This is a genomic window from Halomicrobium sp. HArcel3 (genome assembly GCF_058933135.1).
On sequence record NZ_JBZYDN010000001.1, the window covers coordinates 343,842 to 369,229 of the forward strand.

Genomic DNA, 25,388 nt, shown 5'->3' on the forward strand with positions numbered 1-25,388 from the left:
AATTACTTGTGGCGAGAGCGGCTAGTCGGAGACGTGATGGCAACGAAGCAACCGGCGGTCGCCGTGGACCACCCGACAGTCGTGCCGGAGAACTACGACGCCGCGGACGACACCGACGAGGACACCGAAGACGGTGAGTCGGTGACCGGTGAGTCGGTGGCCGGCCAGACGTCTCACCAGGAGTAGGTATTGCCGATACCGGCGACGTGCGCGAATTCGGGCCGCGAAAAGAAGTTTCTTGTTCCCGTCCGCTGAAAGGACGCGTATGGGCCTGTTCGACCGTCTCCGCGGCGACGAGGGACCCCGTGTTGCCTTCTTCGGCATCGACGGCGTCCCGTATAGCCTCGTCTCGGACCACCCCGACCAGTTCGAGAATCTCACTGCATTGGCCGAGGAAGGCAGCGCGGGGCCGATCGACAGTATCGTTCCCCCGGAATCCAGCGCCTGCTGGCCGTCACTCACGACCGGCGTCAACCCCGGCGAAACCGGCGTCTACGGCTTCCAGGACCGGGAGGTCGGGTCCTACGACACCTACGTCCCGATGGGGCGGGACGTCCAGGCCACGCGCGTCTGGGACCGGGTCGCCGACGACGGACGCGACGCCACCGTGCTGAACGTTCCCGTCACTTTCCCGCCCCAGCGCAACGTCCAGCGCATGGTGTCTGGCTTCCTCTCGCCCGGCGTCGGCGACGCCTCCTTCCCCGACGAACTGGGCGACTACCTCGACGACATCGACTACCGTATCGACGTCAACGCCAAACTCGGCCACGACGACGACAAGACGGACTTCATCGAGGACGCCCACGAGACCCTCGACAAGCGCTTCGAGGCGTTCAAACACTACGTCCAGGAGGACGACTGGGACCTCTTTTTCGGCGTCTTCATGACCACCGACCGGGTCAACCACTTCCTGTTCAAACACTACGAGGAGGACGGCGAGTACGAGGAGGAGTTCTTCGAGTTCTACCGCAAGGTCGACGACTACCTCGGCCAGCTGCGGGAGATGCTCGACGACGACACGACGATGATGGTCGCCTCCGACCACGGCTTCACCAGCCTCGACCACGAGGTCCACTTCAACGAGTGGCTCCAGCAGGAGGGGTGGCTCTCCTACGAGGACGACGACCACGACAGCCTCGGCGACATCGCCGACGACACCCGCGCGTACTCGCTCATCCCCGGGCGCTTCTACATCAACCTCGAAGACCGCGAACCGCGCGGATCGGTTCCACAGGACGAGTACGAAGCCGTCCGCGACGAACTGCAGGCCGAACTCGAGGCCCTCGAAGGCCCGGACGGCGAGAAGGTCGCCGACCGCGTCGTCACCAAGGAGGACGCCTTCCGCGGCGACCACGACGACATCGCCCCGGACCTCGTCGTCATCCCGAACCACGGCTACGACCTGAAAGCCGGGTTCAAAGGTAGCGACGAGGTGTTCGGCCTCGGGCCCCGAAACGGCATGCACAGCTTCGACAACGCCTCCCTGTTCGTCGACGACCCAGACGTCCGCATCTCCGACGTCGACCTGTTCGACATCGCGCCGACGATGCTCGACCTGATGGACGTCGACTACGAACGCGGCGAGTTCGACGGCAGCAGTCTGGTCTGAGGGCGGTTTGCGCGCCACAGATTCTCACTAGTCGTTGAGCACGTCAGTTCTGCATCGCAGTAGCGCATTCAGGTGGTCGACATCTTCCAGCACCGTCAGTTCCGCGTTCGGGAGCGCGTCTGCCAGCCGATGCGCACTGTCGAGGGGGACGTTCGCGTCGGCGTCACCGTGCCAGAGCCGGACTTGCGCCTCGACGTCGCGCGGGGAGCAGTCCCACTCGCTGTTCAGCAATTGGCTCTCGGTGACCAGCCCCTCGCCCCGGCCGGCGACCGCTACGACGAAGTCGCGCCGGACTACCTCGGCGGCCCCATCGGGGACGTCGGCCGCGCCGCCGTCCGAGGTATACTGAGAGACCACTAGCGAAGGCGTAGTCCTGTTCGCGAGCCAGGCCTGTGCGCGGACGAGTCCTCGAAGGAGTCGCGGTGCCCTGCGTGAGACGGTTTCGAGGACGCGAACCGGACGAGGAACGGCCTCGACCAGCGACGGCGGCGCCGACGTCGAGACGAGATCGACGGTCTCGATTCGCTCGGGAGAGGTCGCCGCGAGCGCGAGCGCGTGTGGGCCACCGCCGGAGAAACCGACGACCCTCGCGGAGGCGACGCCGGCATCGTCGAGCACCGGCATCACGAATCGTTCGGTGTCGGCCAGCGTCCGGTCCGACCACTCGTCCGAGCGGCCGTAGCCCGGTCGGTCGATGGACAGCACGCGGACGTCGCTCTCGCGTGCGGCGTCGTGTAATAGCTCGCCGAGGACGCGGGATCCGGGAGTGCCGTGGAAGAAGACGACGGGCGCACCGCTCGCCGTCCCGTACTCGGCGTAAGCGATACTCCGTCCGTCGTCGGTCCTGACGGTACTGCGCTCGTCTCCGACTTCCACGTCCCGACGCTGACCGTCCGTGGCCGCCGTCTCGGTCATCGATCGATAGTCGCAGGCCGAACCGCCTGGCAGTTCTCCCGGATGAATGCGGTTCTTTTTAACAGATCCTCGGAAAAGGCGATGGCATGGAGCGCGTCGCGTTCCGGGCGCGGTACCCCGACGACCTGTTACATCCGTTCCATCGTCGGCTCGCGGCGACGGACGACGTGTCACGCGCCGACCTCCTTGTCTGGGGACCGCTGTCGACCGTCTCCACGCTCACGTGGTTCGACGGGGCGCCGGACGCCGTCGCGAACGTGTTCGAGGCCGTCGACTCGACGACCGGCACCGAACTCGTCCCCGGTGACGGTGGAACGTACGCGTTCGTCCACCAGACCGAGTACGAGTTTCCGGAAGAACTGCTGGAACTGGTCGCCGAATCGCCCGTCGTCTACGTGCCGCCGATAACGTTCTTCGACGACGGTCACGTCGCGTTCGAGGCCGTCGGCCAGTCGGAGTCTCTCGCCGCGTTCCACGGCGAACTCGCCGATTTCGCCGACGTGACCGTCGAACGGGTGGGGGAGTTCGACCGGTGGGGCTCGTCGGCGACGCTCACCGAACGCCAGAAAGCGGCGCTGGCCGCCGCAGTCGACGTCGGCTACTACGACGTGCCGCGGTCCAGCGGGGTCGAAGACGTCGCCGAGCGACTCGACTGCGCGACGAGCACTGCAGGTGAACTACTCAGGAAGGCGGAATCGAGCGTGATTCGCGAGTTCACAGAGAGTCGCTGACGGACCGACCCGAATCAGGAGACGTCAGCGACGGGCCTCCACCGGCCTCACATCCTGGAAGCGTTCTTCGCGTCTTCGGCGTGTTCGAGCGCGAACTCAAGCTGTCGCCGGTGGACCTCCTCCAGTTCGTCGGTGTCGGCGTCCGCGAGCCGCGTCGTCACCGTGACACCGGGCAGCGACGTCTTCAGTTCGTTGTCCGCGCCGTCGATGAACTCGCTGGGGTCGAAGTCTTGTTCCGACATACCTGTCCAGAGGAGTCCGAGTCCGAAAACGTCTGGCCCGCGTGGCGGACCGGTATCGCGGCAGGTTTCCAGCATACCGCGGCGCGGAGCGCCGCGGTTTCCTCCGCAAGCGCGCCGAAGGCGCGACTTGCGGCCTTTTTTCGCCGCCGTCGGAGCGTAGCTCCGACGAGCCCTGCGGTCGCGACGCGACCGCAGGACGACGTTCGCAAGTGCTCCGCACTTGCGAGCCCATCAGACGCGCTTTAGTTACAGACACAACTTTTGAACGTCGAGGAAGCGGTCCACCCACGATTCGGCAAAGCTGAGTCGCTCAGCGATGGTTTCGAAGCGGTCGACGATGAGACGGTGCCAGGCGTCGATATCTGGCGCTTCACGCGGTGAGAGGTCGCGTTTCAACGTTTTCCAGACCTGTTCGATTGGGTTTAAGTCGGGAGCGTAGCGTGGGAGCCGCACCCGGTGGATGCCGAGCCGATCTACAATATCGTCGACATAGTCAGCAAAATGGGAAGAGAAGTTGTCGCAGATCAGAATGATTGGCCGGTCAGGATTCTTCTCGCGGATCAGCTCGAAAAAACTCCCCGATGGATTCTTTGGAGACATCTGGTTTGCACTCGGCGACACTTTCACCGTTGAGTGCGTAGAATCCGAGCGTTGGATCGTCGGTGGTTGCCGTCGGCGTTTCTTTGCAGATTGTCGGCGAATCGAAGGCCCAGAGCCGCTGACGGTTTTCCGTCGGTTGCGGCCAGGCTTCGTCGAGGAACCCGACGACGTAACCACCGTCCGGGACGGGTTCTTCGTCACGGAGTTCGTTGATCGCGTCCTGCAACCGGTCGGAGAGACGGTCTTCGGCGTCGTCCGGCCGGTCCGGATCCTGTGGTCGTGGTTTGGCGAAGTTCATTCCAAAGTTACTGAGTAGTCGATGAACGTGACGGTCTGAATAGGCAACGCCGAACGCTTCTTCAATGAGCGTTTTGACCTCGCGCTTGGTCCACGGCTGGTCGGCTTCGAGCAGGGATTTCAGTTCGTCACGCTGTTCATCGGATAGTTTCGGTGGCCGGCCACCGCCGAAATCGGGGTCGAGACCGCCGATTCCGGCCTCATTCCAGCGATCTGCCCAGCGACCGGCGGTCGGTCGAGAGACGCCGACGCGCCGTCCGGCCTCTTTTAAGGAATCGCCTTCGTAGAGATTCCTTATCAGGCACAAGCGACGCACACGGCGTGGTTTTCCGGCTTCCTGGGCGTCGTCGATCGCGGCGTCTAACTCGTCGGGCGAGAGGTGGCGTTCAACAGATTTGCGTCGATCGCCCGGCATACGTCAAGTTTCGAACGCCAGGCGTTCAAGGGTTTCGGCGGTTACTATCGCGCGTCTGAGGGCGTTTTTTGTGGGGGGTTGAGCGCTCGCCGGAGGGGAGCGCGATTCCCCCCACGAAAAAAGGTCGTTGTGTTACATCAGGTCGTTCAGGTCGTCGTTCGTCATACCTTCCATCGGGTCCCGCTCTTCGGCCATGCCCTCGCTGGCCTCACGTGCGCGGTCCATGAACTCCTGAATGCGGGCCGAGCGTTCGACGCCGCCGAGCAGGACGAGCGAAGCGATCTTCTCGCTGTCGATGGGGAAGTCGCCGCCCCGCACTTCGAGGCTACCGGTCTCGTCCTCCATCCACTTTCGCGCGCGTTCGACGCCCTTGCGCGAGATGCGTTCGGGGTGGCCCGCGACGACGAGGAGGCCGGCGTCGGCCTCCGTCGCGTCGGGGAGGCTCATGCTCGTCATCAGCGCGTTGCGGGTGACGCTGGTGATGACGGAGATGTTCTCGCCCGCATCCTCGCTGGCGGGGGCGGCGGCGTAGCCGATGGAGGCGATGCCGCCGTTCTTGAGGGTGTTGATGATCTCGGAGGAGTCGACGACGCTCTCGCCGACGCCCTCGACGGCCTCGCCAGCGGCGAACAGCAGGCCGACCCGCTGGGCGATGGCGTCGTTGATGCGGTCGAAGCCGGCTTCGAGGCTGTCGTCGGCGGCCTTCCAGGCGTCGTTGTCGATGAGGATCAGCGAGTCGGCCTCGCGGACGCAGGTCTTCAGCGACCGGCCGGCGTTGGCCTGGTAGATACCGCCCTCGTCGCGCCCGGGGAGGACGCCGAGCACGTAGACGGGGACGTCGTAGATGCGCTGGAGTTCGCGGGTGAGCATCGGCGCGCCGCCGGAGCCGGTGCCGCCGCCGAGGCCAGCGACGACGACGACGGCCTCGGCCTGGGAGGTGATGCGACCGTCGAGGTCGCCCATCACTTCGGTGGCGTTCTCCTGCATGATCTCGGCGCCGAGTTCGTTGTCGCCGCCGACGCCGTGACCCTTGACCCGGTCCTGGCCGATGAGGGACGTGTCGATGTCGAGTTCACGAAGGTCCGCTTCGGCCGTGTTGACCGCGAGCGCGCCTTTCACCGCCTCGAAACCCATGTCGTAATCGAACTCCGCGAGGGCCTGGGTGACTTTCCCCCCGGCCTGTCCAACCCCTATCAGGACGACTTTCATACCACATGGCTCTACAGGGCGACTAATCAACGTTGCCCCGCTCCCGGGGTTCAAGTACCGGGACGGGACCAGACGGCCCATGTCCGACGACGAAGCGCTGCAGCGCCGATTGCGCGCGGTCGAGCGATCACTGACCGACGGCGACCACGACGTCGATTCCCTCCGAGCCGCAGGCGACCAGGCGAACCGGATCGACGAACTGGCGGCCCGACTCGACGAAGCGGAGGACCGAATCGCCGAACTCGAGGCGTCGACGCAGGCGCTTCGCGGCTACGTCGGCAACGTTCGCTCGGTCAACGAAGACGTCGAACAGCGCGCCGACGCTGCGCTGGCTGCCGTCGAGCGCCTCGAAGCACGGATCGACGACGCAGGACGATCAGACGCTGGTTCCGCCGAGGCAACCGATCCCCCTCGGTCATCAATTCCCGGTCGAGACACCCGACAGCCCCGGGACAGTTCACCCGACCGACAGTGGGCGGACGACAGGACGGAGGCAAACGGCGATACCGGTGGCGACAGCGACGCCGGGAAAGACGGCAGCGACCGCGACGATGGCAACGCCGGTGGCGACGGCCTGGTAGCGCGAATCCGGCGAACGTTCGGATGATACGGGCGGTACTTGCCGTCGTGCTCACGACCGCCCTGCTGGGCGCGAGTCTCCCGGCCATCGACGAGGCGCGTCTGGAACACACCGAAACGACGGTCGGGACGGAGCTACGCGCGCTCGAACGGGCGGCGACGGACCTGCTGGACACCGACGATCCCACCGAGGACGGGGCCCGACGCGTCGTCGAAATTCGGTTGCCTGCACGAAGCTGGAGCGACGCGGGCGTCGACGCTGTCACGATCGGCCAGTCCCGGACCGCTGGCGGTGGACGGCTCACCTGGACGGCAACGGGCGGCAGACAGCGAGTGCGTCACCTTCCGGAGGTTCCACTACGGACGGGTGACGGTACGCCGCTGACGCTCGAAGGAGCGGAGAGACACCGGCTCGTGCTCTCACTGGATGGCAACCGGACCGCGCCCATCGTCACGGTCCGGACCTTTACAAGCGATGACGGGACCAGCGGGGCACATGCGACGGTGGTTACCGACCGGCGACGGCGAAGCGGTCGGCGAGTGCGCGTGTGAACCGACCGTGAGACGGGACCGGCTCGTCGTCGACGCCGGGAACTGCCCGGGACGGGGACGGCTGGTGTCTGAACCGAACTGCCGCCGGACTGTCGTCGACGCGCTCCGGGACGTCGACGTGGACGCCGTCGTCACCCGTCACGACGGGCTCGAGCGGGCGTACCTCGACGACGCGGCGGCCCTGCTCGTCGCCGCCGGTCGGTTCGCCGACCGCGTCGCGTTCCACGACGACCGGCTGGCCGACCTGGCCACGTCGGACCCGCTGTCGGCGGCCCACGAGGCCACGGGACGAGCACCCCCGGTCGCCGACGTGGCGGCCGAATCCGGACTGGCGCTGGGCGCCCAGCGCGTCGACGGGTACGACGACGCCCTGAGGCCATCCCTCGGCCTGCGCATCGGCCACGCACGCCTCCGGACCGCACCGCCGCCGGACGCGAACTTCGAGGGCGTCAGGACCCTCTCGACGGACGCGAGGGTTCGCCTGTACGAACGGCCCGGGAGCGAACTCGACGTCTATCACCTCGAACCTGTCGAACTGGATCTCGAGGAGGCGGCCACCGCGACGCTCGCCCGGGCACGGGAGTTCCTCGCGAGCGGGGCAGTCGGCGGCGAGCGGGCGCCACGGCGGGCCGTCCGGCGCGTCGCGAACGAACGGGACCCGGTCGACCGACTCGGTGCGGTCCTCGAAAAGCACACGAGCGACCTCGGGGTACTCGCCGACCTGTTCGCCGACGGGCGCGTCTCCGACGTCTTCGCGAACGCGCCCGTCACGGAGACGCCGCTCACCGTCCGCGTCGACGGCGAGCTTCGCCGGACGAACGTCCGGGTGACCCGGCGGGGTGCCGACGCGCTGGCCTCCCAGTTTCGTCTCCGGAGCGGCCGCGCGTTCTCGCGTGCGAACCCGACGCTCGACGCCACGGCGACTGTCGGGGACCGCCGTGTTCGCGTCGCCGCGACGACGGAGCCGGCCAGCGACGGCCTGGCCTTCGCCTTTCGCGCCCACGACCGGGACACCTGGACGCTCCAGCGCCTCGTCGCCAACGACACGCTCCCGCCGGACGCCGCCGCGTTCCTCTCGCTGGCTGTCGAGCGGGCCGCCGCCACGCTCCTCGCTGGCACCCGCGGCGCCGGCAAGACGACGATGCTCGGTGCGCTCCTGTGGGAACTCGCCCCGACGGTCCGGACGCTCGTCGTCGAGGACACGCCCGAACTCCCGGTCGACGCGCTCCAGGCTGCGGGGCGTGACGTCCAGTCTTTGCGCGCAAACGGCGGCGACGGGCCGGGAATTACGCCAGCGGAAGCGTTGCGAACGGGACTCCGACTCGGCGAGGGCGCCCTCGTCGTCGGCGAGGTCCGGGGTGAAGAGGCCGCCGTGCTCTACGAGGCCATGCGCGTCGGTGCGAACGGGAGCGCCGTCCTCGGCACCATCCACGGCGACGGCGGCGAGCGCGTCAGAGAACGCGTCGTCTCCGACCTCGGCGTTCCGGAGTCGTCCTTCGCGACGACCGACCTCGTGGTGACGCTCGAACCGTACGACGACGGTGGCGACCGAGGCCGTCGCGTCGCCAGCATCGAGGCGGTCGTCGACGGCGACGCGGGCGTTCGGTTCGCGCCGCTGTTCGCACTGGAGGACGGTGAACTCCGACCGACCGGACGCATCGACAGGGGGAACAGCCGCCTCGTTCCGTCCCTGACCGAGTCCGGGGAGACGTACGCACAGTTTCTGGCGACGCTGGCCGAACGCGAGCGTTCGCTCCGGGCGGAAACGGGGGTCCCCGGCGAACCGACGTGGGCCGAACCGACGGACGCCGGCCCGTGTTGATCCGCGTCCTCGAATCGACCGCACGCCTCTGGCCAGGCCCGGTAAGCGTCGACGACGAACTCGACAGGGCGCTGGCGTTCGTCGGCGCCGACGTCGACGGTGAGACGGTCCATCGCGCCTCGTACGCCGCAGCCGTCGCGCTCGCGGTGATGGGATTCGTCGCCACGACTGCCACCCGGAGTACACCGATCGTGGCCGCGCCGTTCCTGGCGCTCGCGACGGCCGTCGCAGTCGGCGGGCCGGTCGTGCCGCTCGCGCTCGCGCGGGCGAAGCGAACGCGCGCCCTGGGATCCGCTCCCTCGCTCGTTACCCGGGCGGCGCTGTCGATGGAACTGGCGCCGTCGCCCGAGCGGGCGGCACAGTTCGCCGCAGCGACGAGCGAGGGGGCCCTGGCCAGCAGTCTCGATGCCCACGTTCGGCGCTCGGCGGCCGGCCCCGAGACCGGATTCGCCGGGTTCGTCGCGGAGTGGAAGCCCTGGTTCCCTGCACTGGAGCGGGCGTGTACACTCGTCGAGAGCGCTGGGACCGTCCCCGCCGACCAGCGGTCCGCGACGCTCGAACGCGCCCGGGGCACAGTCCTGGACGCGACGCGGGATCGGATGGCCGACTTCGCGGGATCGATCCGGGGCCCGGCGACGGCGGTCTACGCCTTCGGCGTCCTGCTCCCCCTGGCGCTCGTGTCACTGCTGCCGGCGCTCCGAGCGGCCGGCCTCCCCGCACCACTCCGGATCGTCGCCCTGGTCTACGACCTCTTGCTTCCGCTCTGCCTGCTGGGGGCGAGTGTCTGGCTCCTCGCTCGCCGACCGGTCGCGTTTCCACCGACCACGGTCCAACGGTCTCATCCGGACGTTCCCGCCCGTCGCTGGCCGGGCCCACTCGTCGGGTGCCTCGCGGCCGCACTCTCGTGGTGGACCGCGTCGCTGGTGTTTCCGCCGTGGGCGACACCGGTCGCCGTCACTGGTACAGGGGCCGGAGCCACACTCGTCGTTCACTACCGACCGATCGTCCAGGTACGCGAATCGGTCAGTGAAGTCGAAGACGGGCTGAGTGACGCACTGGCGCTGCTCGGTCGTCGCGTCGAACGCGGCGAGTCCGTCGAGTCGGCGGTGGCCGGCGTCGCCGACGACGTTCCGGGGCCGACGGGCGAACTCCTGGCAGCCGCGGCCCGTCGGCAGCGACTGCTCGGCGTCGGCGTGGAGACGGCATTTCTCGGGCCGAACGGCGCTCTCGAAGCGATCCCAAGCGACCGAGTGCGCAGTAGCGCGACCCTGCTCGCGCTGGCGGCAGCGGAGGGACCACCGGCCGGTGCGGCCGTCACCGCGATGGGCGAGCACCTCCAGGAACTCGCCGCCGTGGAGGCCGAGGCGCGTCGCTCGGTCGAACAGGTGACGCGGACGCTCGCGAACACCGCCTCCATCTTCGGCCCGCTCGTCGGGGGTGCGACGGTCGCACTCGCGGGGGCGATGGGGTCGGCCGGACCACTCGCCAGCGGTGGGGCGGCCGATGGCCTCGGCCTCGTCGTCGGGGCGTACGTGCTCGTCCTCGCCGCCATCCTGACGGCACTCTCGACCGGTCTCTCGCGAGGCTTCGACCGCGCACTCGTGGGATACCGCGTGGGACTCGCGCTGCTGGCCGCCACGGCGACGTACCTGGCCGCGTTCGTTGGTACCGGTCTTACCGTCTGATAGTGGTGGTTGTAACTTTTCACCGACATTCGCCGGCACGGGCCACGTCGAACGCCGGGAGACTCGCTGCACTCGTCTCCCGAGCCCGGACTCGCCATGTTCGTCGGGACGCCGGTACGGGTTTACAACCACCACTATGAAGGTTTAAAACGGATGACGGGGCCAGGACGCCCATGTTCGACGTCCCGGTAGATTCGACGTACGTGTGGTTCGGCGTCGGTGCGGTCAGTCTCGCGGTGTTCGGCGTCGCGGTCGGACTCCCGAGTTCCGCGCCGCCGGACGCGAGGGCTGCGGCCAACGCCGTCGACGCCGTCGCCGTGGGTCCCTCTGGTGCCGTCGGGACGCACCCGCTCCCGGCGGCCGACCGATTCCGACTCGGACCGACGCAGGTCGGGCTCGAAAACGACGGCGGCCGCGCACACGCGACGTTCGCCTATTCGGTGACGCCGGCCGTTGCTGACGACCGACTGGAACGCGTACTCGACGGAGACAGCCCGCGATCGGCGTTCGACTCGCCAGCGGCGTTCGCCGACGCAGCGTCAGCGGCCAGCGAAGAGAAAACCGGCTGGCGACCGGCACCGGACCGATTGACCATCCGACGCGTCACCTGGAGGCACGTGAATGTCACGCTCGTCGGATAGGGCCCAGACGGAGCCCCTCGCGGCCCTCGTGGCGGTCGTCGCCGTCTGTCTCGGGCTGAGCCTCTACGTCGGCGTGCTCGACGCGGAGCTGGCCCCCTCGTCGGAGCGAAACGTCGCGGCGTCGGCCATCGAACCCGTCGAGGACGCGTTGGCCCCGTCCGCCGTCGCGCTTCCCGATCGGATCGACGACGGACAGGCGAACGGGCCCGGAGGCTACCGGACGAACGTAACGTTGACCACGGAGGACGATCGATGGCGTGCGGGCCCCCCAGCGCCCGCGAACGCGGACAGTGCGCGCAAACGACTCGGGGTTCGGGTCGATCCAACGCAGGTCCGAACCGGGACACTCCGAGTGAGGGTATGGACGTGAGAGCGGTCAGTACGGTCGTCGACGCGACGGTTTTCCTCCTGCTCGTCGGCGGCGCTATCGCCACGTTAGTCGCCGGTACCGGAACGATGCAGGCGGAGAGCCACGAGCGGCCGGAGTCGGGGAACCCGGCCGCCGAAGACGCCAGGCTCCTGGCGACGACGACGGCGACGGTCGACTACTCGCTGGCTCCGGCGACGGCTGCCGAAGCCGACGGCGTGACGTTCCACCGGACGGATGGGAGTGGCTTCGAACGGACTGCCCACGGCACGCTCGCGTCGTTGCTCGCAGACGCGGCCGTCGGAAACGTCGCCAGCGACGGCGAGCAACTCTCCCACGCCAGCGACGAGTTCGAGCGCCGACTCTCGTCGACGGTCCGGGACCGGCTCGGTCGGCGGGGCGTGCGGACCAGCGTCGAAGTGACCTGGGAACCGTACGACGACGCACACCTCGTCGGTACGACGCGCGTCGGTGACGAACCGCCACGAGACGTCGACGTACACGCCGCCACGCTGACGGTCGACAGCGGATTCCCGGCGAGTCGAGAACGGGCCGAACGAGCGGCCGAGGAGGACGGATTCCGGGGCGTCGCGACGGTCGTCGCCGACGCCGTCGTCCACGGTCTGTTCCCGCCGCGAGAGACCCAACTGGCGCTCCGGGGCTCGTATCCGGGTGACGCACTCACGGACCAGCGGTATCGCCGGGCTGCGACGCTGTTCGGCGCCGAACCGCCGACGATCGAGGAGACGAACGTCTCCGTCTCGAACGATCGCCTTCGGACGGCGCTGCGTGACCGACTCGTCGCCGATCTGGAGTCGCGATTCGGATCGTCCGGTGCGGCCGCGCGTGCGGTCGAGACCGACACCGTCGACGTCACCGTCAGGACGTGGTCGCCGTGAGCCGGTCCGACCGCGGCCGGATACCGTTCGCGCTCGTGGGCGTGCTGTTGCTGGTCACCAGCGCGACCATCGCCGCGACGAGCCAGCCGCGAGCGCTACCGGCCGAGCCGGCGGTCTCGAAGGCCCTCGACGGCGCGACCGCCGATACCCAGACTGCCCTCCGCGAGGCGATCAGGGAAGCGAGCGAGGACGCGGCCAGAGAACCGGTGGTCGAACGGGTGAACACCACTGCCGGTCGGACGCTGAATGAGTCCGTGCCGTTCCGCGACTCGCTCCGGATCCGTGTCTATCTCGCCGCGCGCGACCGGTTGCAGGACGTCGAGCGTCGGCGCGGTGACGTTCGCGTCCACGCGTCACTGCCGCCCGTGGCAGACGCGACCGGTCTTCGTGCGGCGAAACGCCGTGTCCACGTCGAACGCGCGGACGAGAACGGAACGACGTTGCGCGTCCGGGTCGAGAACGTCACCCTGACCGCTACGCGGAACGGTCGCGTCCTGACCGAAGAGCGCGTCTCGCCGACGCTCGTCGTCGGGACGCCCGTCCTGGGCATGCACGACCGCGTGAGCGCGTACCAGCGACAGCTCGAAGCTGGCGTGACGAAGCCTGGGCTCGACCAGCGTCTGACCGCACAGCTGTACGCGCTCACCTGGGCCCGGGGCTACGCTCAGTACGGCGGTGCGCCGATAAACAACGTCGTGACTAACCGGTACGTCGCGCTGGCGACGAACGCGGGGTTGCTCGACGTCCAGCGTGAGACCATCGGCACGAGCGACGGCGTCGGACGGCGGACGCTGGCCGTGGAGACGGGCAAGCTCGCGGGGAGCGAACTGCTCGGTGCAAGTGGGGCGGAGGCACCGCCGGTACAGAACGCCCTCGATTCTCCCACGAAGCCACCGCCGAACGACATCCAGGGGCTGGAACCGCCCGGGGGAACCCGGCGGAACGACGAGATGCCGGTCGGTGTGAACGAGACGGCCGACGACGCGTTCCTCGACGTCGTCGTGGACGGAGACGTGAACGAATCGATCGCCACGGTCTACAGCGCGGACGTGCGTCTCGTCAGCGACGTCGACCACGTCGGTGGCGACCGACCGGCAGCGCCGGAGTCTCCTGGGGCAAACTGGACGCTGGTCGACGACGACCAGGCCGTGACCACCGACGTCGAAGCTGCGGACGTCGCCCCGCCGGCCTCGCCGACGGGCTGGCACCGGCTCGAAAGCTACGGCCGGGAGGTCGACGTCGACCGGACGCGCGTCCGGACGTGGCGCCGCGGGAACGAGACGCGAACGACGGCGACCGAGGCCACCGAGACGCGGCGCGTCGCGGTCGCCGTGGTCGGGCGCCACACCACCAGTGAACGAGCGCCCGGCAACGCCGTCCCGACCGTCCACGAGCACGGCGAAGGACCGCTCGACGGGCCGAACATGGCCGACGTCCGGGACGAGGCCGTCAACAGCCTGGTGACGAGTCGGGGCGGTACGGACGTCGTCGTGGCCCGGGCCGCGACCGGGACGCTCGACGCGGATCCGGTTCGCGTCGAGGGGGACCGCCCGGACGGTCTCTACCGGTGGGTCTACCGGGACCTGATGGGCCTTCGCGAGCGGGTTCGGGACGTGGAAGTTCCCGTCGAACGCGGCGCAGTGGGCTCGTTCGAGGTGAATCCGCCGGCGATGCTCGCCGACCGGATCCGTGGGCAGCGAGCGGCCTTCGTCGACGCGCCGGCCACCTACGACGGCGTCGCGACGAAGGCGCGAATCGCCGCCCGGGTCGCCTACCTCGACCGCGTGCTGGAACGCCTGGACGAGCAGGCGGCCGAACGACTGGACCGCGGGAGTCGGCTCGGCAAGTCGCTGGAAGAGCGCGGAAGCGGCTCGCTCTCGGAACTCCAGGCGGGGATGGACGTCCCGCGGGCGTCGTCGCCTGACCGCCGGCCGGCGTTCGAGGGACCGGCCGGTCCAGTCAGGATGCGGGTCGACAGCGCACCGTCGTACCTGACCCGGGCCGAAATCGACAGCGAGCGGGTGCCGGCGCTCGACGGGCCGGCCCACCCGCTGGTGGCCCGGAACATCAACGTCGTCACCGCGCCGTACGGCGACGTCGCCGACACGGTCGTCGACGAGGTGATCGGGTCAGGCGGGACCGTCCGCCTCGCGACGGCGGCCCGAACGCTCCGGGCGGCCAACGCGACGCTCGAACGACGGAACGCGAGCGCGGTCCGGGAGCGACGCGACGCCCTCCGGACGGAAGTGGCGGACGGCAACCGGTACGTCCGACGGGGGATGCGCCTGACGCTGGCCGAACAGGGCGTCGGTGACGGCGATGCGGAACGACGCGAAATCGTCGCCCACGGGCTCTCTCGATGGGACACGACCGCGGCGCGCGCGCTGGCACTGTCGAACGGGTCAGCCAGCCCCGCGGTCGCCGCCGCGGCCGCCGACCGGGAGTCACTGGACGAGACGCGGGAGGACCGTCTCCGGCTGGAACTGGAACGGCGGACCGAGACCGCGCTCCGGACGGACGCGGCGAAGCCCGAGAGCGATGCCGTCAACCGGAGTCGGACGGTGACTCGCGACGTCGCGACCGAGCTCACGCGACGGATAGCGAAGAACACCACCGAGCGCGGCGTCCAGCGCGTCACCAACGAGTCCTTCGAGAAGGTTCCGTCGGGGCTGCCGCTCGCACCGCCGATCACGGCCTGGTACGCGACGACCAACGTCTGGCACGTGACGGTCAGGGGGGAGTACGCCCGCTTCGGAATACGGGCCAACCGCGGCAGACCCAGTGAGCCCGGGAGCGACCTCGCGTACGCCCGCGACGGAAGCGAAGTCAGGCTGGACGTCGACGACGACGGGGAGAAAGAGCGACTCGGCCGGGCTACGCGCGTCGACTTCGACGTCTCGACGACGATCGTGGTGGTCGTCCCGCCCGGGAAGAGCGGCGTCGGCGACCGGGACGGGAACGTGGACGAGCGATCCGACGGCTGGCCCGAGCCGGGGCCGAGCTGAGAGTCGGGAAAGGGTCGGTCCGTTTGCGGCGGAACAAACTGATTTGTACCCCCGACAGCTAGCGGCGTGCATGATACGAGGGGAGTTCCCGGACGCAGGCGAGCGGACGCCCGAAGAGCTACGGCGCGGGTACGAGGCCCTGCTCGCCGAGACGATCGACCAGGTCGGCCTCGAGACGGTCGCCGAGGAGACTGCGCTGGACCGCGAAACCGTCGAGTCGCTCGAGGCGGGCGACTCGCCCGAGGTCACGCTCGAGGAGGCGGCGGCCGTGCTCGCGCTCGACGAGGACCGGCCGCCGGCCGACGCCGTCGCGGCCGAGGCCCGGGACATCCTCCTCATGGGGATGACGACGGCGGTGCTCGACGTGGAGACCCTCGCCTCTGGGGTCGACGGCGCCCTCGAACCCAAGGAGATCCAGCAGAAAGTCGAGGGCCGGTTCCCGATGACGCTGGCCGAGTACGCCCTGCTCCACCAGTACATCGAGCAGCGGAAGGGGTGACGGATGCGCGTCGCGATTCTGGGCTGTGGCTACGTCGGACTCGAACTGTGCAGACAGCTCGCGGAACGAGACCACGACGTCGTCGGCGTCAGGCGGTCGTCGGCGGTCGTCGGCGCCGTCGAGGACGTGGGTGGCGTGGGGGTTCAGGCCGACGTCACGGACTCGGACTCGCTGGGCAAGGTGCCGGACGCCGACGCGCTCGTCTTCGCCGCGAGTTCGGGCGGCCGCGGTGCCGAGGCGGCCCGCGAAATCTACGTCGAGGGACTGCGAACCGTCGTCGACCACTTCGGTGCGCGTGACGACGCCCCGGACCGACTGGTGTACACGTCGAGTACGGGCGTCTACGGCGACCACGACGGCGGCTGGGTCGACGAGGAGACGCCGCTCGATCCGACCACCGAGAAGACCCGCGTCCTCGCGGAGGCCGAACGCGTCGCGCGCGATGCGGCGGCGGAGTGGGGCATCGACGGGACCGTCACCCGCTACGCCGGCCTCTACGGGCCGGACCGGTACCGGCTCGATCGCTATCTCGACGGGCCGGTCACTGAGGGGTACCTCAACATGGTCCACCGGGACGACGCCGCCGGGGCGGTCCAGTATCTATTGAGCGAGGACCTGGCGCGCGGCGACGTCGTCCTCGTGGTGGACGACGAACCGGTTGCAAAGTGGACGTTCGCCGACTGGCTGGCCGACGAGTGCGGCGTGGAGCGACCGTCCAAGCGGACGAAGGCGGAGCGACTCGCGGACGGGGACCTCTCGGACGCGGCTCGCCGGCGCATCGTGACCAGCAAGCGCTGTTCGAACGACCGACTCCGGGACCTGGGCTACGAGTTCCGCTTCCCGACGTTCCGGGAGGGGTACCGGGCAGCCATCGATGCCTACGTCGCCGGCGGATAACCGGATTCGACCGGGCGAACAGCTACGACGCGAACCAGTATCGGTTCCGGCGCAGTCCCGTATCCATTCTGACCTGACGGACCTGAAACCGCACGAGGGCTAGTCGGTCGAGTGGGAGGTCGCTCCGTCCGGCTGAGTGGGGAACCTTCATGGTCGTCGGGGCCAACTCCTATCGCGTATGTCGCCTAGGGCTGTGGGGTCCCTCCAGGACGTGATCGACGCACTCGCGCCGGTCACCCCCGAGTCACCGCTGGAAGTCGCCGCCATCTTCGTCGCGCTGGTACTCGTACTGGCGGGGCTCCGCTGGCTCGTGGGCTACTTGCGTTCGACGCCAGCAGAGACCCTTCGCGAGACGCTCGCCGAACACGACCGGATCTCCGTGTTGATGCACCCGAATCCGGACCCGGACGCGATGTCGTCGGCGCTGGCCGTCGGCGAACTCGCCGAGAGCGTCGGTACGGAGACGACCCTCAACTACCCCGGCCAGATCCGCCACCAGGAGAACCGGGCGTTCGAGACCGTGCTCGACGTCAACTTCGAACAGATCGACAGCGCGGGGGAACTCGACGGCGACGGCGTCGTCCTGGTCGACCACAACGAGGCTCGCGGGTTCCCCGGCGCCGAAGGCGTCGACCCCGTCGCGGTCATCGACCACCACCCTGGTGACGGCGAAGGCGCCGAGTTCACCGACGTCAGGGCCGACCACGGCGCCTGCGCCACTATCTTCGCCGAGTACTTCGAGACGCTCGGCTGGGAGCCGGAGAAGCCCGGTGCCGACGAGAACGGCGACGACTCGGGAGAGGACGGCGGGGACGGACTCCCCGTCCAGCTCGCGACCGGGCTCCTATACGGCATCCAGTCCGACACCAAACACCTCACGAAGGGCTGTTCGCCCGCGGAGTTCCACGCCGCAGAGTACCTGTACGCGGGAATCGACGAGGACCGCCTCGACCGCATCGCCAACCCGCAGGTCGACGCCGAAGTGCTCGACGTGAAGGCCCGCGCCATCACCAGCCGGACGGTACGTAACGCATTCGCGGTCAGCGACGTCGGCGAGGTGTCGAACGTCGACGCCATCCCGCAGGCCGCCGACGAATTGATGAAACTCGAGGGCGTCACCGCGGTAGTCGTCCTCGGCGAGAAGGACGGGACGCTCCACCTCTCCGGGCGCTCTCGGGACGACCGCGTCCACATGGGGAAGGTGCTCGACAACGTCGTCGACGACATCCCGATGGGGACCGCCGGCGGCCACGCCCGCATGGGCGGCGGTCAGCTCTCCATCGAGCACATGGAGGGCATCGGCCCGAGCGAGGGCGTCCTCCGTCAGGACTTCACCGAGCGACTCTTCGACGCCATGTCGGGCGACATCTAGACGCCCGCTCGCCCGGCGTCGGTTCGAGTACCAGCAGTTTTCAGGCCAAGCGTCCTACGCTGCGGTATGGCCACGCAGACGGCGACCTGGGCGTACCGCGACGACCACGGCGAGTTCGCCCGCACGTTCTTCCGCCGGTACGCCGATTGCGTCGTCTCCAGCATCGGCGTCGGCACGTACCTCGGCGATTCGACCGACGAGCTCGACGACCGGTATCACGACGCTATCGTCGAGGCGCTGGAATCCGGTATCAACGTCGTCGACACGGCGATAAACTACCGGAACCAGCGCTCCGAACGGGTCGTCGGCGACGCCGTTCGCGAGGCAGACATCGACCGGGAGGCGGCACTCGTCGCGACGAAAGGCGGGTTCGTCCCGTTCGACCGTGAGCGCCCCACCGATCCGGGCCAGTACGTCCTCGAGGAGTACGTGGAGTCGGGTGTCGTCGACCGCGAAGACCTGGTACGGGGACAGCACGCCATCGCGCCGGGGTTCGTCGACGACCAGCTGGACCGGTCGCTGTCGAATCTCCACCTCGACACCATCGACCTCTACTACGTCCACAACCCCGAGACGCAACTCGCCGAGCGGTCGGCCGAGACGGTGTACGACCAGCTCGAAGCCACCTTCGAGCGACTGGAGGAGCGCGTCGCCGACGGTGACATCCGCCACTACGGCGTCGCGACGTGGGAGGGGTTCCGGGTACCCGAAGACCACGACAGCTACCTCTCCTTGCCGGAGGTCGTCCGTCGCGCCCGGTCGGCGGCCGATTCGGCCGGTGCCGACGCGACGCACTTCCGGGCGATTCAGCTCCCCTTCAACGTGCAGATGGCAGACGCGTTCACCGTCGAAGCCCACGAGGGGCCCGAGGGTCCCCAGTCGGCCCTGGAGTTCGCCCACGAGGCGGGCATCGACGTGTTCACCAGCGCGTCGATACTGCAGGGGCAACTCGCCGACGGGCTTCCCCAGGACGTCGCGGCGAAGCTCTCCGGTGAGACGGCCGCCCAGCGGGCGATCAACTTCGCCCGGAGCGCGCCGGGCGTCACCTCATCGCTCGTCGGGATGGGGTCCCCGGCCCACGTCGCCGAGAACGTCGCGGCGGGGACGTACGAGCCGCTGGGCGCCGATGCGTTCGACTCGGTGTTCGAGTGAGTGAAGCGCGGGAGAGAAGAAGTCAGGGCGGGCTCGTTCGGCGGATCGGTCGATGCAGTGGGACCGTCGGAGGGCTATGAACGGGACGCTTACCCGACTTCCTTCCACTCCGTGCCGCACTCGGGACAGACGCGGACTTTCCCCACCTGGTCCGGGTCGTTCTCTGTGGCGAGTGCCTCCTCGCAGTTGGCGCAGGCTAGCCGCTCGTAGGTGTCTTTCTCGATATCCCCGGCTCGGAGCCCCTTGCGCACAGATTTCATAGCCAAGCTTGCGAGACCATCGCATAAAAAGGTCGCGGCGGGTTGGTCGGGAAACCGGTCGCCGGAGTGCCGTCTCTCGGACTCGGGGCCCGTCCGCGCACCGTGGTCGGAACGGGAGGTTTTTGGCCGCGCTGGCACAATCCGCGGCCGATGGAGTACGTCCAGGAGCGGATCGCGACGCTCCACGACTTCGACGGGACGGTGCCGGCAGCCCCGACCGACCGGGCCGCCGTCGTCGTCCCTCTCACGGAGCGGGACCACGCCAGCCTCGCCGCCGAGCGCGTCTTCTCGCGGCTCGAACGGGTCGATCCGGCGCGCGTGTACGTCGCGCTGCGGGCCGCACCGGACCAGGTCGGCGACGTCGTCCGCTGGGTCGACAGCTTCGACCTCGACGGCGAGGTGCTGTGGTGCAACGCGCCGGCGGTCGAATCCCACCTCGACGAGCGCGGACTGGGCGGGGACGCGGGAATGGGGCGGGACCCAGGAAAGGGACGAGACGTCTGGCTGGCGCTTGGCGTCGCCGCGCGCCACGACTACGTCGTCGTCCACGACGCGGACGCGACGACTTACTCGGTGGCCCACGTCCCGAAACTCCTCTTTCCGCTGGCCAACGGTTTTCAGTTCTCGAAGGGCTACTACGCCCGCGTGGAGAACGGCCGGCTCTACGGCCGCCTCTTCCGGCTGTTCGTCCGGCCGCTGCTCCGGGCGCTCGACGAGGAGACCGACCACCCGCTCGTCGACTACCTGCTGGCGTTCCGCTACGCGCTGGCCGGCGAGTTCGCCGCGACGAGCGACGTGGTCCGCTCGCTCCGCGTCCAGCCCGGCTGGGGGCTCGAAATCGGCACGCTCGGCGATGCTTACGACGCGGCGGGTTTCGAGGGTTCTGCGCAGGTCGACCTCGGGACCCACGAACACGACCACCGCGCCGTGGGCGGGCCCGAGGGCCTCGGCGACATGTGTGCCGAGGTCGGCGCGGCGCTGTTTCGTGCGCTCGCGGAGCGGGGCGTCGACCTGGACTACGACGTGCTGGCGGCCGCCTATCGCGACGTCGCCCGGGCGACTATCGACCAGTACGCCGCCGACGCGGCGTTCAACGACCTGGAGTACGACTCCTCTGGCGAGCGCGACCAGGTCGACCAGTACGCCGCTGCGGTCGGGGCGCCGGGCGAGGACCGTCGCCTCCCCGCATGGAGCGACTGCGAACTCGATCCGGAGGAGGTCCGGGAGTTGTCGAATCGAGCCACCGACGAGGCGACGGCCGAATAGCCGGTCGATCCCGACGCAGCCTCTTCACGATTGCTAACAGGTTCGTGAGCCGAACGGCCGGGAGGAGCGCTGTGGGAGGTTTTCGCAAGAAAAACTGCCGCACGCGAACGGTTTTCACGGGACGGCGACTCACGCAACCTTCATAGTCTCCCCGCGACCATATGCTGATAATGAAACAAGACCACTACACCTGTGCGAACTGCGGCCAGCAGCTGAGCTATCAGACCACCAAACACAACGGCTGCGCCAACTGCGGTTTCCTGCCCCTCCACGGCGCCGACTGACGCGCCCGATTCTCGCAGTTCCGTACAGTGCGTAACTCGTCCGGTCCGACCGGACCCGGTTTTTCCCGACGCTGACTTCCTTCGAACAGTCCGTCGTCCCGCGAGCCAGACAGAATCCTCAAGTCCGTCGCCGTCAGCCCACTATCCATGGAGGTAACGGCGGACGAACTCGCGGGGGTCGTCGACGTCTTCGGTGCGTTGACCCGATCGGAGCTTGCGGACGCGCTGGCCGAACTGGCGTTCAAGCGCGCCGACGAACTGGAGCGTCCGGACGACGCCATCGACGACGCCGTCGCGTCGTACCACCTCGTCGGGTTCCAGCCCGGCGAGAGCGGTGACGGCGACGACGCCGAGCGACTGCTCGTTCCCGGCCCGACGGCGTTCCCGGAGATCCCCGAAGGCGGCGCCGATCTCCCGCACATCATGGACGTCCCCGAGCGCGACGTCGACCGAGAGGTCCTGACCGCCGCCGTCGCCGACCGCTTCCGGGAGGAGAGCGTCGTCGCGATTCGTAGCGACAATCCCGAGTTTATCGACCGCCTGCTGGACGTGAGCTACGAACTGGAGGTGTGGGGCGACGTGGACGTCTCCGGTGCTCGTGATCAGCTGGTCGAGGCGCAAGAAGGAGAGTCGTGACGAGTTGGTTCACGGGTACTATTGCTGACTAATCATCCCGATCCCTGGCGGAATGAAAGGGCGAGGCGCGGTCGGGGAAGCCGGGACCCCCAAGCGACCGCGAGAGCTTCGCTCTCGCGTAGTCCTCAGCTTTCGCTGAGGGCACCGGAGCGAACGGTGTGAGCGAGGAGCGCAGGGCGGTCCCCGCGACCCGAGCGCGCCGAGGGCTTTCTTCGTCTTGCCGTCACCGTTTGCAACGACCGTCCGCACAATTCTCACCCCCCAAATCCGGCCCCGAGCGAATTAAGACCGTGCCCACCCACGCTCTTGGCATGGACTTCGACCGGGTCGCCGACTTCGACGCGGAGGCGGTCACCGGCGAGGACCGCGAAGCGGCGGTCGTGGTACCCGTTATCGAACGCGACCCCGGCGAGTACTACGTGCTGTTCACCAAGCGCGCCGACCACCTGTCGGACCACCCCGGCCAGATGAGCTTCCCCGGCGGCGGGCGCGAGCCCGAGGACGACGACCTCCTCCGGACCGCGCTCCGGGAGGCAAACGAGGAGGTCGGCCTGGACCCCCAGGCCGTCCACGTCGTCGGCCGGGTGGACGACATCCGCACCGTCTCGAATTACTCCGTCAGGCCGTTCGTGGTGCGCATTCCCGACCGCGAGTACGTGCCGACTGACGTGGACGAAGTCGCCGAGGTGGTCGTCCTGCCCGTTCGCGAACTGGTCGACCACGGGAACTACGAGTCCGAGCGCCGGGACCACCCCTACTACGGCGACATCCGCCTGCACTTCTTCTACGTCGACGGCTACACCGTCTGGGGCGCGACGGCCCGGATGCTCGTGCAGTTCCTTGAGCTCGCGACTGACTGGGAGATGCCCCCCGAGCCAGACCGGGTGGCTGGCCCGGACGACGACCTGCCCGAGAGCGTCCGTGATCAGGTGCGCTAGGAGTTTTTGTAGGAGTCCACTGCTACAACGAGTTCGCAGTGAGTACCGACGACAGAGGGACTACCGACGACAGAGGGACTACCGACGACAGAGGGACTACCGACGACAGAGGGAAGCCCTCGGCGCGCTCGTACCGCCGCGACTCGTTGCGGTCCTCGCCTGACGGCTGCGGTCCTTACTTCGTCGGGGCGGCGACGAGCGCGCCTCGCCCTTCCATTCCTCCAGGCACAGCATCGCTCGCGCGGCCTCCGCGTTCGCTCCGGCCCGAGCTCACGGCTCGCTTTGCTCGCCGTTCGCTCATCCGAAGGCCCCTCGCTTCGCTCGGCGCCTTCCTGCGCTCACGAATGGCTCCACCAAACCTCCCCGGATTCGGCGCGTCGCTCACGGCTGCGCCGTTCGCGCAATAGGTGGCGTGGTCCGAAAATCGCGGAGCGATTTTCGTCATCACGAGAGAGCTTCGCTCTCTCGAACGACTCCGCGCCACCCTGTCCGCGCCGAATCACGCTTCCTTCAGCCCCGCTCCCTTTCGCCCCGCAACGGTGGCGTTCACAGTACTCCGACAGGACTTTGGGCGGCGGAGGGGTACGAGAGCGCAACCAAACGGGCGCGCTCGCCCGGACAACCATGCTCACAGGGACGACGCTCACGGCGGCGGGTATCGACGCGGTCGCGCTGAAACCCAGCGAGGTCGACGTCTCGCGAGCGTCGGCGCTGGCCGTCGACGTCGTGACGGTCGACTACGAGGGCGTCGAGCACCTGCCGGACCTGGAGGTTCTCGACGGACTCGCCGACGAGCGGGACGTGCGGCTCACGACGCCGGTACGGGCCGACGGCTTCGACCCGCTGGGCGACGACTCGCGGCTGGCGGCGATGCCCGAGCGCGTCGGGTCCATCCTCGTCGCGGGCCACCCGGCGTACCTCTCCGACGCCGAGGCGTCGCGGGCAGTCGCGCCCCGGCTCCGAGAGGCAGCGGCGCAGACCACGGACCCCTGGGTCGGAACCGAGGGCGTCGAGCGACTCGCCATGGCCGTCGGCGGCACCCAGTTCGAACTGCTCGGGCCGTCGGCCGCGCGCGATATCGAGGCGCTCCGGAGCGCGGGCTTCGACGGCCATATCGCCGTCTACGCGCCGACGGTGCTCACCGACGACGAGGACGCCATCCTCGACGCCGTCGGGGAGTACGCCGCTCGCCGGAAGCCCGTTCGCGACGCACTACCGGCCGACGCGGCGCCCGGTGCCGACGCCCGGGGACGAGCGCGCGAGGTGCTGAGCCAGGCGGTCAGGGACTACGCGCTGGTCGGCGACGTGGAGACGGTCGCAGCGCGCGTCTCGCAACTTGAGGCGGTGGGCGCCGACACCATCGTCGCGTACCCTGCCCGCGGGCTCAATCCGGTGCTCTCCTGATGACGGTGGTCCGGTGACCCGGGTCGCCGTCGTCGGCGGCGGCGCGGTCGGACTCGCCGCTGCCCATCACCTCGCGGAGTCAGGCGCAGACGTCGTCCTCTACGAGCGCGAGGGGATCGCCAGCGGGAGCACCGGCCGCGCGGCGGGCATCTGCTACGACGCCTTCGCAGAGGACCTGGACGCCGAAATCGGTGCCGAGTCGCTGCGGCGCTTTCGCGAACTGGGCGTCCTCACGGAGTGTCCGTACGTCTGGCTCGCTCGTGAGGGCGACGACGCGAACGCCGACGCCATCCGTGAGCAGGTGCCCCGGATGCAGGCCCACGGCCGGAACGTCGATCTCGTCGACCCGGAGGCCCTGGCCGAGCGGTATCCGCAGCTCCGGACCGACGACGTCGCCGTCGCCGCCATCGCCCACGAAGCGGGCCACGTGGACCCCGAGGAGTACGCCGCCGTCGTCGCCGACGACCTCCGCTCCGCCGGCGTCGACGTCCGTACGGACGCGCCCGTCTCCCTCGACGGCCCGACGACCGTCGACTCGCCCACCGGGACCGAATCGTTCGACGCCGTCCTCGTCGCGGCGGGGCCGGAGACGAAGCCAATCGTCGCCGACGTCGGCGTCTCGCTGGCGCTGAAGGCCTACCGGGCGCAGGCGCTCGTCACCGAACCGCTCCACGCGACGCTGCCGATGACCTACGACGCGACGCAGCACGTCTACTGGCGACCGCGGGACGGCGGGCTGTTCGTCGGCGACGGCGCCCACCCGGTCGACTCGAACGAGTGGGACCGCGACGCCGACGACTCCTTCCTGGAGAGCGCCCTGGAGCGCGTTCGAGCGGCGACGACGCTCGCTCCGGACGTGAACCGCTCCTGGGCCGGGCTCTGTACGGCGACACCGGACCGCGACCCGCTGCTCGGTGCGGTCGCCGACGGCCTCTACGTTGCCACGGGGTGGCACGGCCACGGCTTCATGCGCTCGCCGGCCATGGGTGAGCGCGTCGCCGCGCAGATGCTCGGCGATAACGACGGTTCGGTGGCCCACTACGACCCGGGCCGGTTCGACGGCGACGAGGAGTTCGACGTGATAGAAGGGATGGCGCTCGACGAGGAGTAGG

At 68.9% G+C, this 25,388-nt stretch carries 26 protein-coding genes; 20 read left to right on the forward strand and 6 right to left on the reverse strand.

The window, feature by feature from the left end:
• The first annotated feature begins 36 nt into the window (after positions 1–36).
• Both AC5FRV_RS01730 and AC5FRV_RS01735 read left to right on the forward strand, forming a co-directional pair.
• On the forward strand, positions 37–186 hold the full coding sequence (locus AC5FRV_RS01730) for a hypothetical protein (RefSeq protein ID WP_493559398.1): 150 nt from the start codon (positions 37–39) through the stop codon (positions 184–186).
• Between the two features lie 79 nt (positions 187–265).
• On the forward strand, positions 266–1,609 hold the full coding sequence (locus AC5FRV_RS01735; protein WP_493559399.1) for an alkaline phosphatase family protein: 1,344 nt from the start codon (positions 266–268) through the stop codon (positions 1,607–1,609).
• A gap of 27 nt (positions 1,610–1,636) precedes the next feature.
• Here the strand turns inward: AC5FRV_RS01735 and AC5FRV_RS01740 are convergent, their stop codons facing one another.
• Complete coding sequence (locus tag AC5FRV_RS01740) at positions 1,637–2,524, reverse strand: alpha/beta fold hydrolase (protein ID WP_493559400.1); 888 nt, start codon at positions 2,522–2,524, stop codon at positions 1,637–1,639.
• Positions 2,525–2,610: 86 nt separating this feature from the next.
• On the opposite strand from AC5FRV_RS01740, the gene AC5FRV_RS01745 reads away from it, so the two are divergent.
• Positions 2,611–3,255 carry a helix-turn-helix domain-containing protein gene (locus AC5FRV_RS01745; protein ID WP_493559401.1) on the forward strand — a complete coding sequence of 215 codons (645 nt, stop codon included), beginning with the start codon at positions 2,611–2,613 and terminating at the stop codon, positions 3,253–3,255.
• Between the two features lie 47 nt (positions 3,256–3,302).
• Here AC5FRV_RS01745 and AC5FRV_RS01750 read toward each other — a convergent pair whose 3' ends face one another.
• The 4 genes from AC5FRV_RS01750 to AC5FRV_RS01765 all read right to left on the reverse strand — a co-directional run bounded on the left by AC5FRV_RS01750 (position 3,303) and on the right by AC5FRV_RS01765 (position 6,018).
• The gene (locus AC5FRV_RS01750; protein ID WP_493559402.1) at positions 3,303–3,497 is read right to left on the reverse strand and encodes a hypothetical protein; all 195 of its coding nucleotides are present in this window, start codon (positions 3,495–3,497) and stop codon (positions 3,303–3,305) included.
• A 246-nt stretch (positions 3,498–3,743) separates the two neighbouring features.
• Positions 3,744–4,097 (reverse strand): transposase, encoded by a 354-nt coding sequence (locus AC5FRV_RS01755; protein WP_493559403.1) that lies wholly within the window; start codon positions 4,095–4,097, stop codon positions 3,744–3,746.
• On the reverse strand, positions 4,039–4,809 hold the full coding sequence (locus tag AC5FRV_RS01760) for an IS630 family transposase (RefSeq protein ID WP_493559404.1): 771 nt from the start codon (positions 4,807–4,809) through the stop codon (positions 4,039–4,041). Before AC5FRV_RS01760 ends, AC5FRV_RS01755 begins: the two co-directional genes overlap by 59 nt.
• 132 nt (positions 4,810–4,941) lie before the next feature.
• Entirely contained in the window at positions 4,942–6,018 is a 1,077-nt protein-coding gene (locus AC5FRV_RS01765) for a tubulin/FtsZ family protein (protein ID WP_493559405.1), read from the reverse strand.
• Positions 6,019–6,097: 79 nt separating this feature from the next.
• Here AC5FRV_RS01765 and AC5FRV_RS01770 point away from each other — a divergent pair, with 79 nt between their 5' ends.
• From AC5FRV_RS01770 to AC5FRV_RS01825, 12 genes are all read left to right on the forward strand, one after another.
• Complete coding sequence (locus AC5FRV_RS01770; RefSeq protein WP_493559406.1) at positions 6,098–6,625, forward strand: DUF7310 family coiled-coil domain-containing protein; 528 nt, start codon at positions 6,098–6,100, stop codon at positions 6,623–6,625.
• The gene (locus tag AC5FRV_RS01775; protein ID WP_493559407.1) at positions 6,622–7,149 is read left to right on the forward strand and encodes a DUF7311 family protein; all 528 of its coding nucleotides are present in this window, start codon (positions 6,622–6,624) and stop codon (positions 7,147–7,149) included. The genes AC5FRV_RS01770 and AC5FRV_RS01775 overlap by 4 nt, the downstream gene beginning before the upstream one ends.
• Positions 7,094–8,971, forward strand: a complete 1,878-nt coding sequence (locus AC5FRV_RS01780) for an ATPase, T2SS/T4P/T4SS family (RefSeq protein ID WP_493559408.1) — start codon at positions 7,094–7,096, stop codon at positions 8,969–8,971. Before AC5FRV_RS01775 ends, AC5FRV_RS01780 begins: the two co-directional genes overlap by 56 nt.
• The gene (locus tag AC5FRV_RS01785) at positions 8,965–10,656 is read left to right on the forward strand and encodes a hypothetical protein (RefSeq protein ID WP_493559409.1); all 1,692 of its coding nucleotides are present in this window, start codon (positions 8,965–8,967) and stop codon (positions 10,654–10,656) included. The genes AC5FRV_RS01780 and AC5FRV_RS01785 overlap by 7 nt, the downstream gene beginning before the upstream one ends.
• Positions 10,657–10,829: 173 nt before the next feature.
• Complete coding sequence (locus AC5FRV_RS01790) at positions 10,830–11,297, forward strand: DUF7283 family protein (protein ID WP_493559410.1); 468 nt, start codon at positions 10,830–10,832, stop codon at positions 11,295–11,297.
• A complete protein-coding gene (locus tag AC5FRV_RS01795) occupies positions 11,278–11,667 on the forward strand; it encodes a DUF7285 family protein (protein WP_493559411.1) in 390 nt (129 codons plus the stop codon). Before AC5FRV_RS01790 ends, AC5FRV_RS01795 begins: the two co-directional genes overlap by 20 nt.
• Complete coding sequence (locus tag AC5FRV_RS01800; RefSeq protein WP_493559412.1) at positions 11,658–12,563, forward strand: DUF7284 family protein; 906 nt, start codon at positions 11,658–11,660, stop codon at positions 12,561–12,563. Before AC5FRV_RS01795 ends, AC5FRV_RS01800 begins: the two co-directional genes overlap by 10 nt.
• Positions 12,560–15,568, forward strand: coding sequence for a DUF7286 family protein (locus AC5FRV_RS01805; RefSeq protein ID WP_493559413.1), 3,009 nt, complete (start codon positions 12,560–12,562; stop codon positions 15,566–15,568). Before AC5FRV_RS01800 ends, AC5FRV_RS01805 begins: the two co-directional genes overlap by 4 nt.
• 70 nt (positions 15,569–15,638) lie before the next feature.
• Positions 15,639–16,067: a DUF5791 family protein gene (locus AC5FRV_RS01810; protein WP_493559414.1), complete on the forward strand. Its 429-nt coding sequence runs from the start codon at positions 15,639–15,641 to the stop codon at positions 16,065–16,067.
• 3 nt (positions 16,068–16,070) lie between these two features.
• The gene (locus tag AC5FRV_RS01815) at positions 16,071–16,964 is read left to right on the forward strand and encodes an SDR family oxidoreductase (protein ID WP_493559415.1); all 894 of its coding nucleotides are present in this window, start codon (positions 16,071–16,073) and stop codon (positions 16,962–16,964) included.
• A 178-nt stretch (positions 16,965–17,142) separates the two neighbouring features.
• Positions 17,143–18,336: a DHH family phosphoesterase gene (locus AC5FRV_RS01820; RefSeq protein WP_493559416.1), complete on the forward strand. Its 1,194-nt coding sequence runs from the start codon at positions 17,143–17,145 to the stop codon at positions 18,334–18,336.
• Positions 18,337–18,402: 66 nt separating this feature from the next.
• Complete coding sequence (locus AC5FRV_RS01825) at positions 18,403–19,488, forward strand: aldo/keto reductase (RefSeq protein WP_493559417.1); 1,086 nt, start codon at positions 18,403–18,405, stop codon at positions 19,486–19,488.
• An 89-nt stretch (positions 19,489–19,577) separates the two neighbouring features.
• Here the strand turns inward: AC5FRV_RS01825 and AC5FRV_RS01830 are convergent, their stop codons facing one another.
• Complete coding sequence (locus tag AC5FRV_RS01830; protein WP_493559418.1) at positions 19,578–19,748, reverse strand: HVO_0758 family zinc finger protein; 171 nt, start codon at positions 19,746–19,748, stop codon at positions 19,578–19,580.
• Positions 19,749–19,898: 150 nt separating this feature from the next.
• On the opposite strand from AC5FRV_RS01830, the gene AC5FRV_RS01835 reads away from it, so the two are divergent.
• The 5 genes from AC5FRV_RS01835 to AC5FRV_RS01855 all read left to right on the forward strand — a co-directional run bounded on the left by AC5FRV_RS01835 (position 19,899) and on the right by AC5FRV_RS01855 (position 25,387).
• Positions 19,899–21,014, forward strand: coding sequence for a glycosyltransferase family protein (locus AC5FRV_RS01835; RefSeq protein WP_493559419.1), 1,116 nt, complete (start codon positions 19,899–19,901; stop codon positions 21,012–21,014).
• A 431-nt stretch (positions 21,015–21,445) separates the two neighbouring features.
• Positions 21,446–21,934, forward strand: a complete 489-nt coding sequence (locus AC5FRV_RS01840) for a DUF7109 family protein (RefSeq protein WP_493559420.1) — start codon at positions 21,446–21,448, stop codon at positions 21,932–21,934.
• Positions 21,935–22,245: 311 nt separating this feature from the next.
• A complete protein-coding gene (locus AC5FRV_RS01845) occupies positions 22,246–22,872 on the forward strand; it encodes an NUDIX hydrolase (RefSeq protein ID WP_493559421.1) in 627 nt (208 codons plus the stop codon).
• A gap of 624 nt (positions 22,873–23,496) precedes the next feature.
• On the forward strand, positions 23,497–24,276 hold the full coding sequence (locus AC5FRV_RS01850; RefSeq protein WP_493559422.1) for a DUF7388 family protein: 780 nt from the start codon (positions 23,497–23,499) through the stop codon (positions 24,274–24,276).
• A gap of 13 nt (positions 24,277–24,289) precedes the next feature.
• Positions 24,290–25,387 (forward strand): NAD(P)/FAD-dependent oxidoreductase, encoded by a 1,098-nt coding sequence (locus tag AC5FRV_RS01855; protein WP_493559423.1) that lies wholly within the window; start codon positions 24,290–24,292, stop codon positions 25,385–25,387.
• Position 25,388 lies beyond the last annotated feature (1 nt).

Bases quoted from the DNA above. Each gene is read 5' to 3' on its own strand.
- AC5FRV_RS01730 (WP_493559398.1), top strand. From the start codon at position 37: ATGGCAACGAAGCAACCGGCGGTCGCCGTGGACCACCCGACAGTCGTG.
- AC5FRV_RS01735 (WP_493559399.1), top strand. From the start codon at position 266: ATGGGCCTGTTCGACCGTCTCCGCGGCGACGAGGGACCCCGTGTTGCC.
- AC5FRV_RS01740 (WP_493559400.1), bottom strand. From the start codon at position 2,524: ATGACCGAGACGGCGGCCACGGACGGTCAGCGTCGGGACGTGGAAGTC.
- AC5FRV_RS01745 (WP_493559401.1), top strand. From the start codon at position 2,611: ATGGAGCGCGTCGCGTTCCGGGCGCGGTACCCCGACGACCTGTTACAT.
- AC5FRV_RS01750 (WP_493559402.1), bottom strand. From the start codon at position 3,497: ATGTCGGAACAAGACTTCGACCCCAGCGAGTTCATCGACGGCGCGGAC.
- AC5FRV_RS01755 (WP_493559403.1), bottom strand. From the start codon at position 4,097: ATGTCTCCAAAGAATCCATCGGGGAGTTTTTTCGAGCTGATCCGCGAG.
- AC5FRV_RS01760 (WP_493559404.1), bottom strand. From the start codon at position 4,809: ATGCCGGGCGATCGACGCAAATCTGTTGAACGCCACCTCTCGCCCGAC.
- AC5FRV_RS01765 (WP_493559405.1), bottom strand. From the start codon at position 6,018: ATGAAAGTCGTCCTGATAGGGGTTGGACAGGCCGGGGGGAAAGTCACC.
- AC5FRV_RS01770 (WP_493559406.1), top strand. From the start codon at position 6,098: ATGTCCGACGACGAAGCGCTGCAGCGCCGATTGCGCGCGGTCGAGCGA.
- AC5FRV_RS01775 (WP_493559407.1), top strand. From the start codon at position 6,622: ATGATACGGGCGGTACTTGCCGTCGTGCTCACGACCGCCCTGCTGGGC.
- AC5FRV_RS01780 (WP_493559408.1), top strand. From the start codon at position 7,094: ATGCGACGGTGGTTACCGACCGGCGACGGCGAAGCGGTCGGCGAGTGC.
- AC5FRV_RS01790 (WP_493559410.1), top strand. From the start codon at position 10,830: ATGTTCGACGTCCCGGTAGATTCGACGTACGTGTGGTTCGGCGTCGGT.
- AC5FRV_RS01795 (WP_493559411.1), top strand. From the start codon at position 11,278: ATGTCACGCTCGTCGGATAGGGCCCAGACGGAGCCCCTCGCGGCCCTC.
- AC5FRV_RS01800 (WP_493559412.1), top strand. From the start codon at position 11,658: ATGGACGTGAGAGCGGTCAGTACGGTCGTCGACGCGACGGTTTTCCTC.
- AC5FRV_RS01810 (WP_493559414.1), top strand. From the start codon at position 15,639: ATGATACGAGGGGAGTTCCCGGACGCAGGCGAGCGGACGCCCGAAGAG.
- AC5FRV_RS01815 (WP_493559415.1), top strand. From the start codon at position 16,071: ATGCGCGTCGCGATTCTGGGCTGTGGCTACGTCGGACTCGAACTGTGC.
- AC5FRV_RS01820 (WP_493559416.1), top strand. From the start codon at position 17,143: ATGTCGCCTAGGGCTGTGGGGTCCCTCCAGGACGTGATCGACGCACTC.
- AC5FRV_RS01825 (WP_493559417.1), top strand. From the start codon at position 18,403: ATGGCCACGCAGACGGCGACCTGGGCGTACCGCGACGACCACGGCGAG.
- AC5FRV_RS01830 (WP_493559418.1), bottom strand. From the start codon at position 19,748: ATGAAATCTGTGCGCAAGGGGCTCCGAGCCGGGGATATCGAGAAAGAC.
- AC5FRV_RS01835 (WP_493559419.1), top strand. From the start codon at position 19,899: ATGGAGTACGTCCAGGAGCGGATCGCGACGCTCCACGACTTCGACGGG.
- AC5FRV_RS01840 (WP_493559420.1), top strand. From the start codon at position 21,446: ATGGAGGTAACGGCGGACGAACTCGCGGGGGTCGTCGACGTCTTCGGT.
- AC5FRV_RS01845 (WP_493559421.1), top strand. From the start codon at position 22,246: ATGGACTTCGACCGGGTCGCCGACTTCGACGCGGAGGCGGTCACCGGC.
- AC5FRV_RS01850 (WP_493559422.1), top strand. From the start codon at position 23,497: ATGCTCACAGGGACGACGCTCACGGCGGCGGGTATCGACGCGGTCGCG.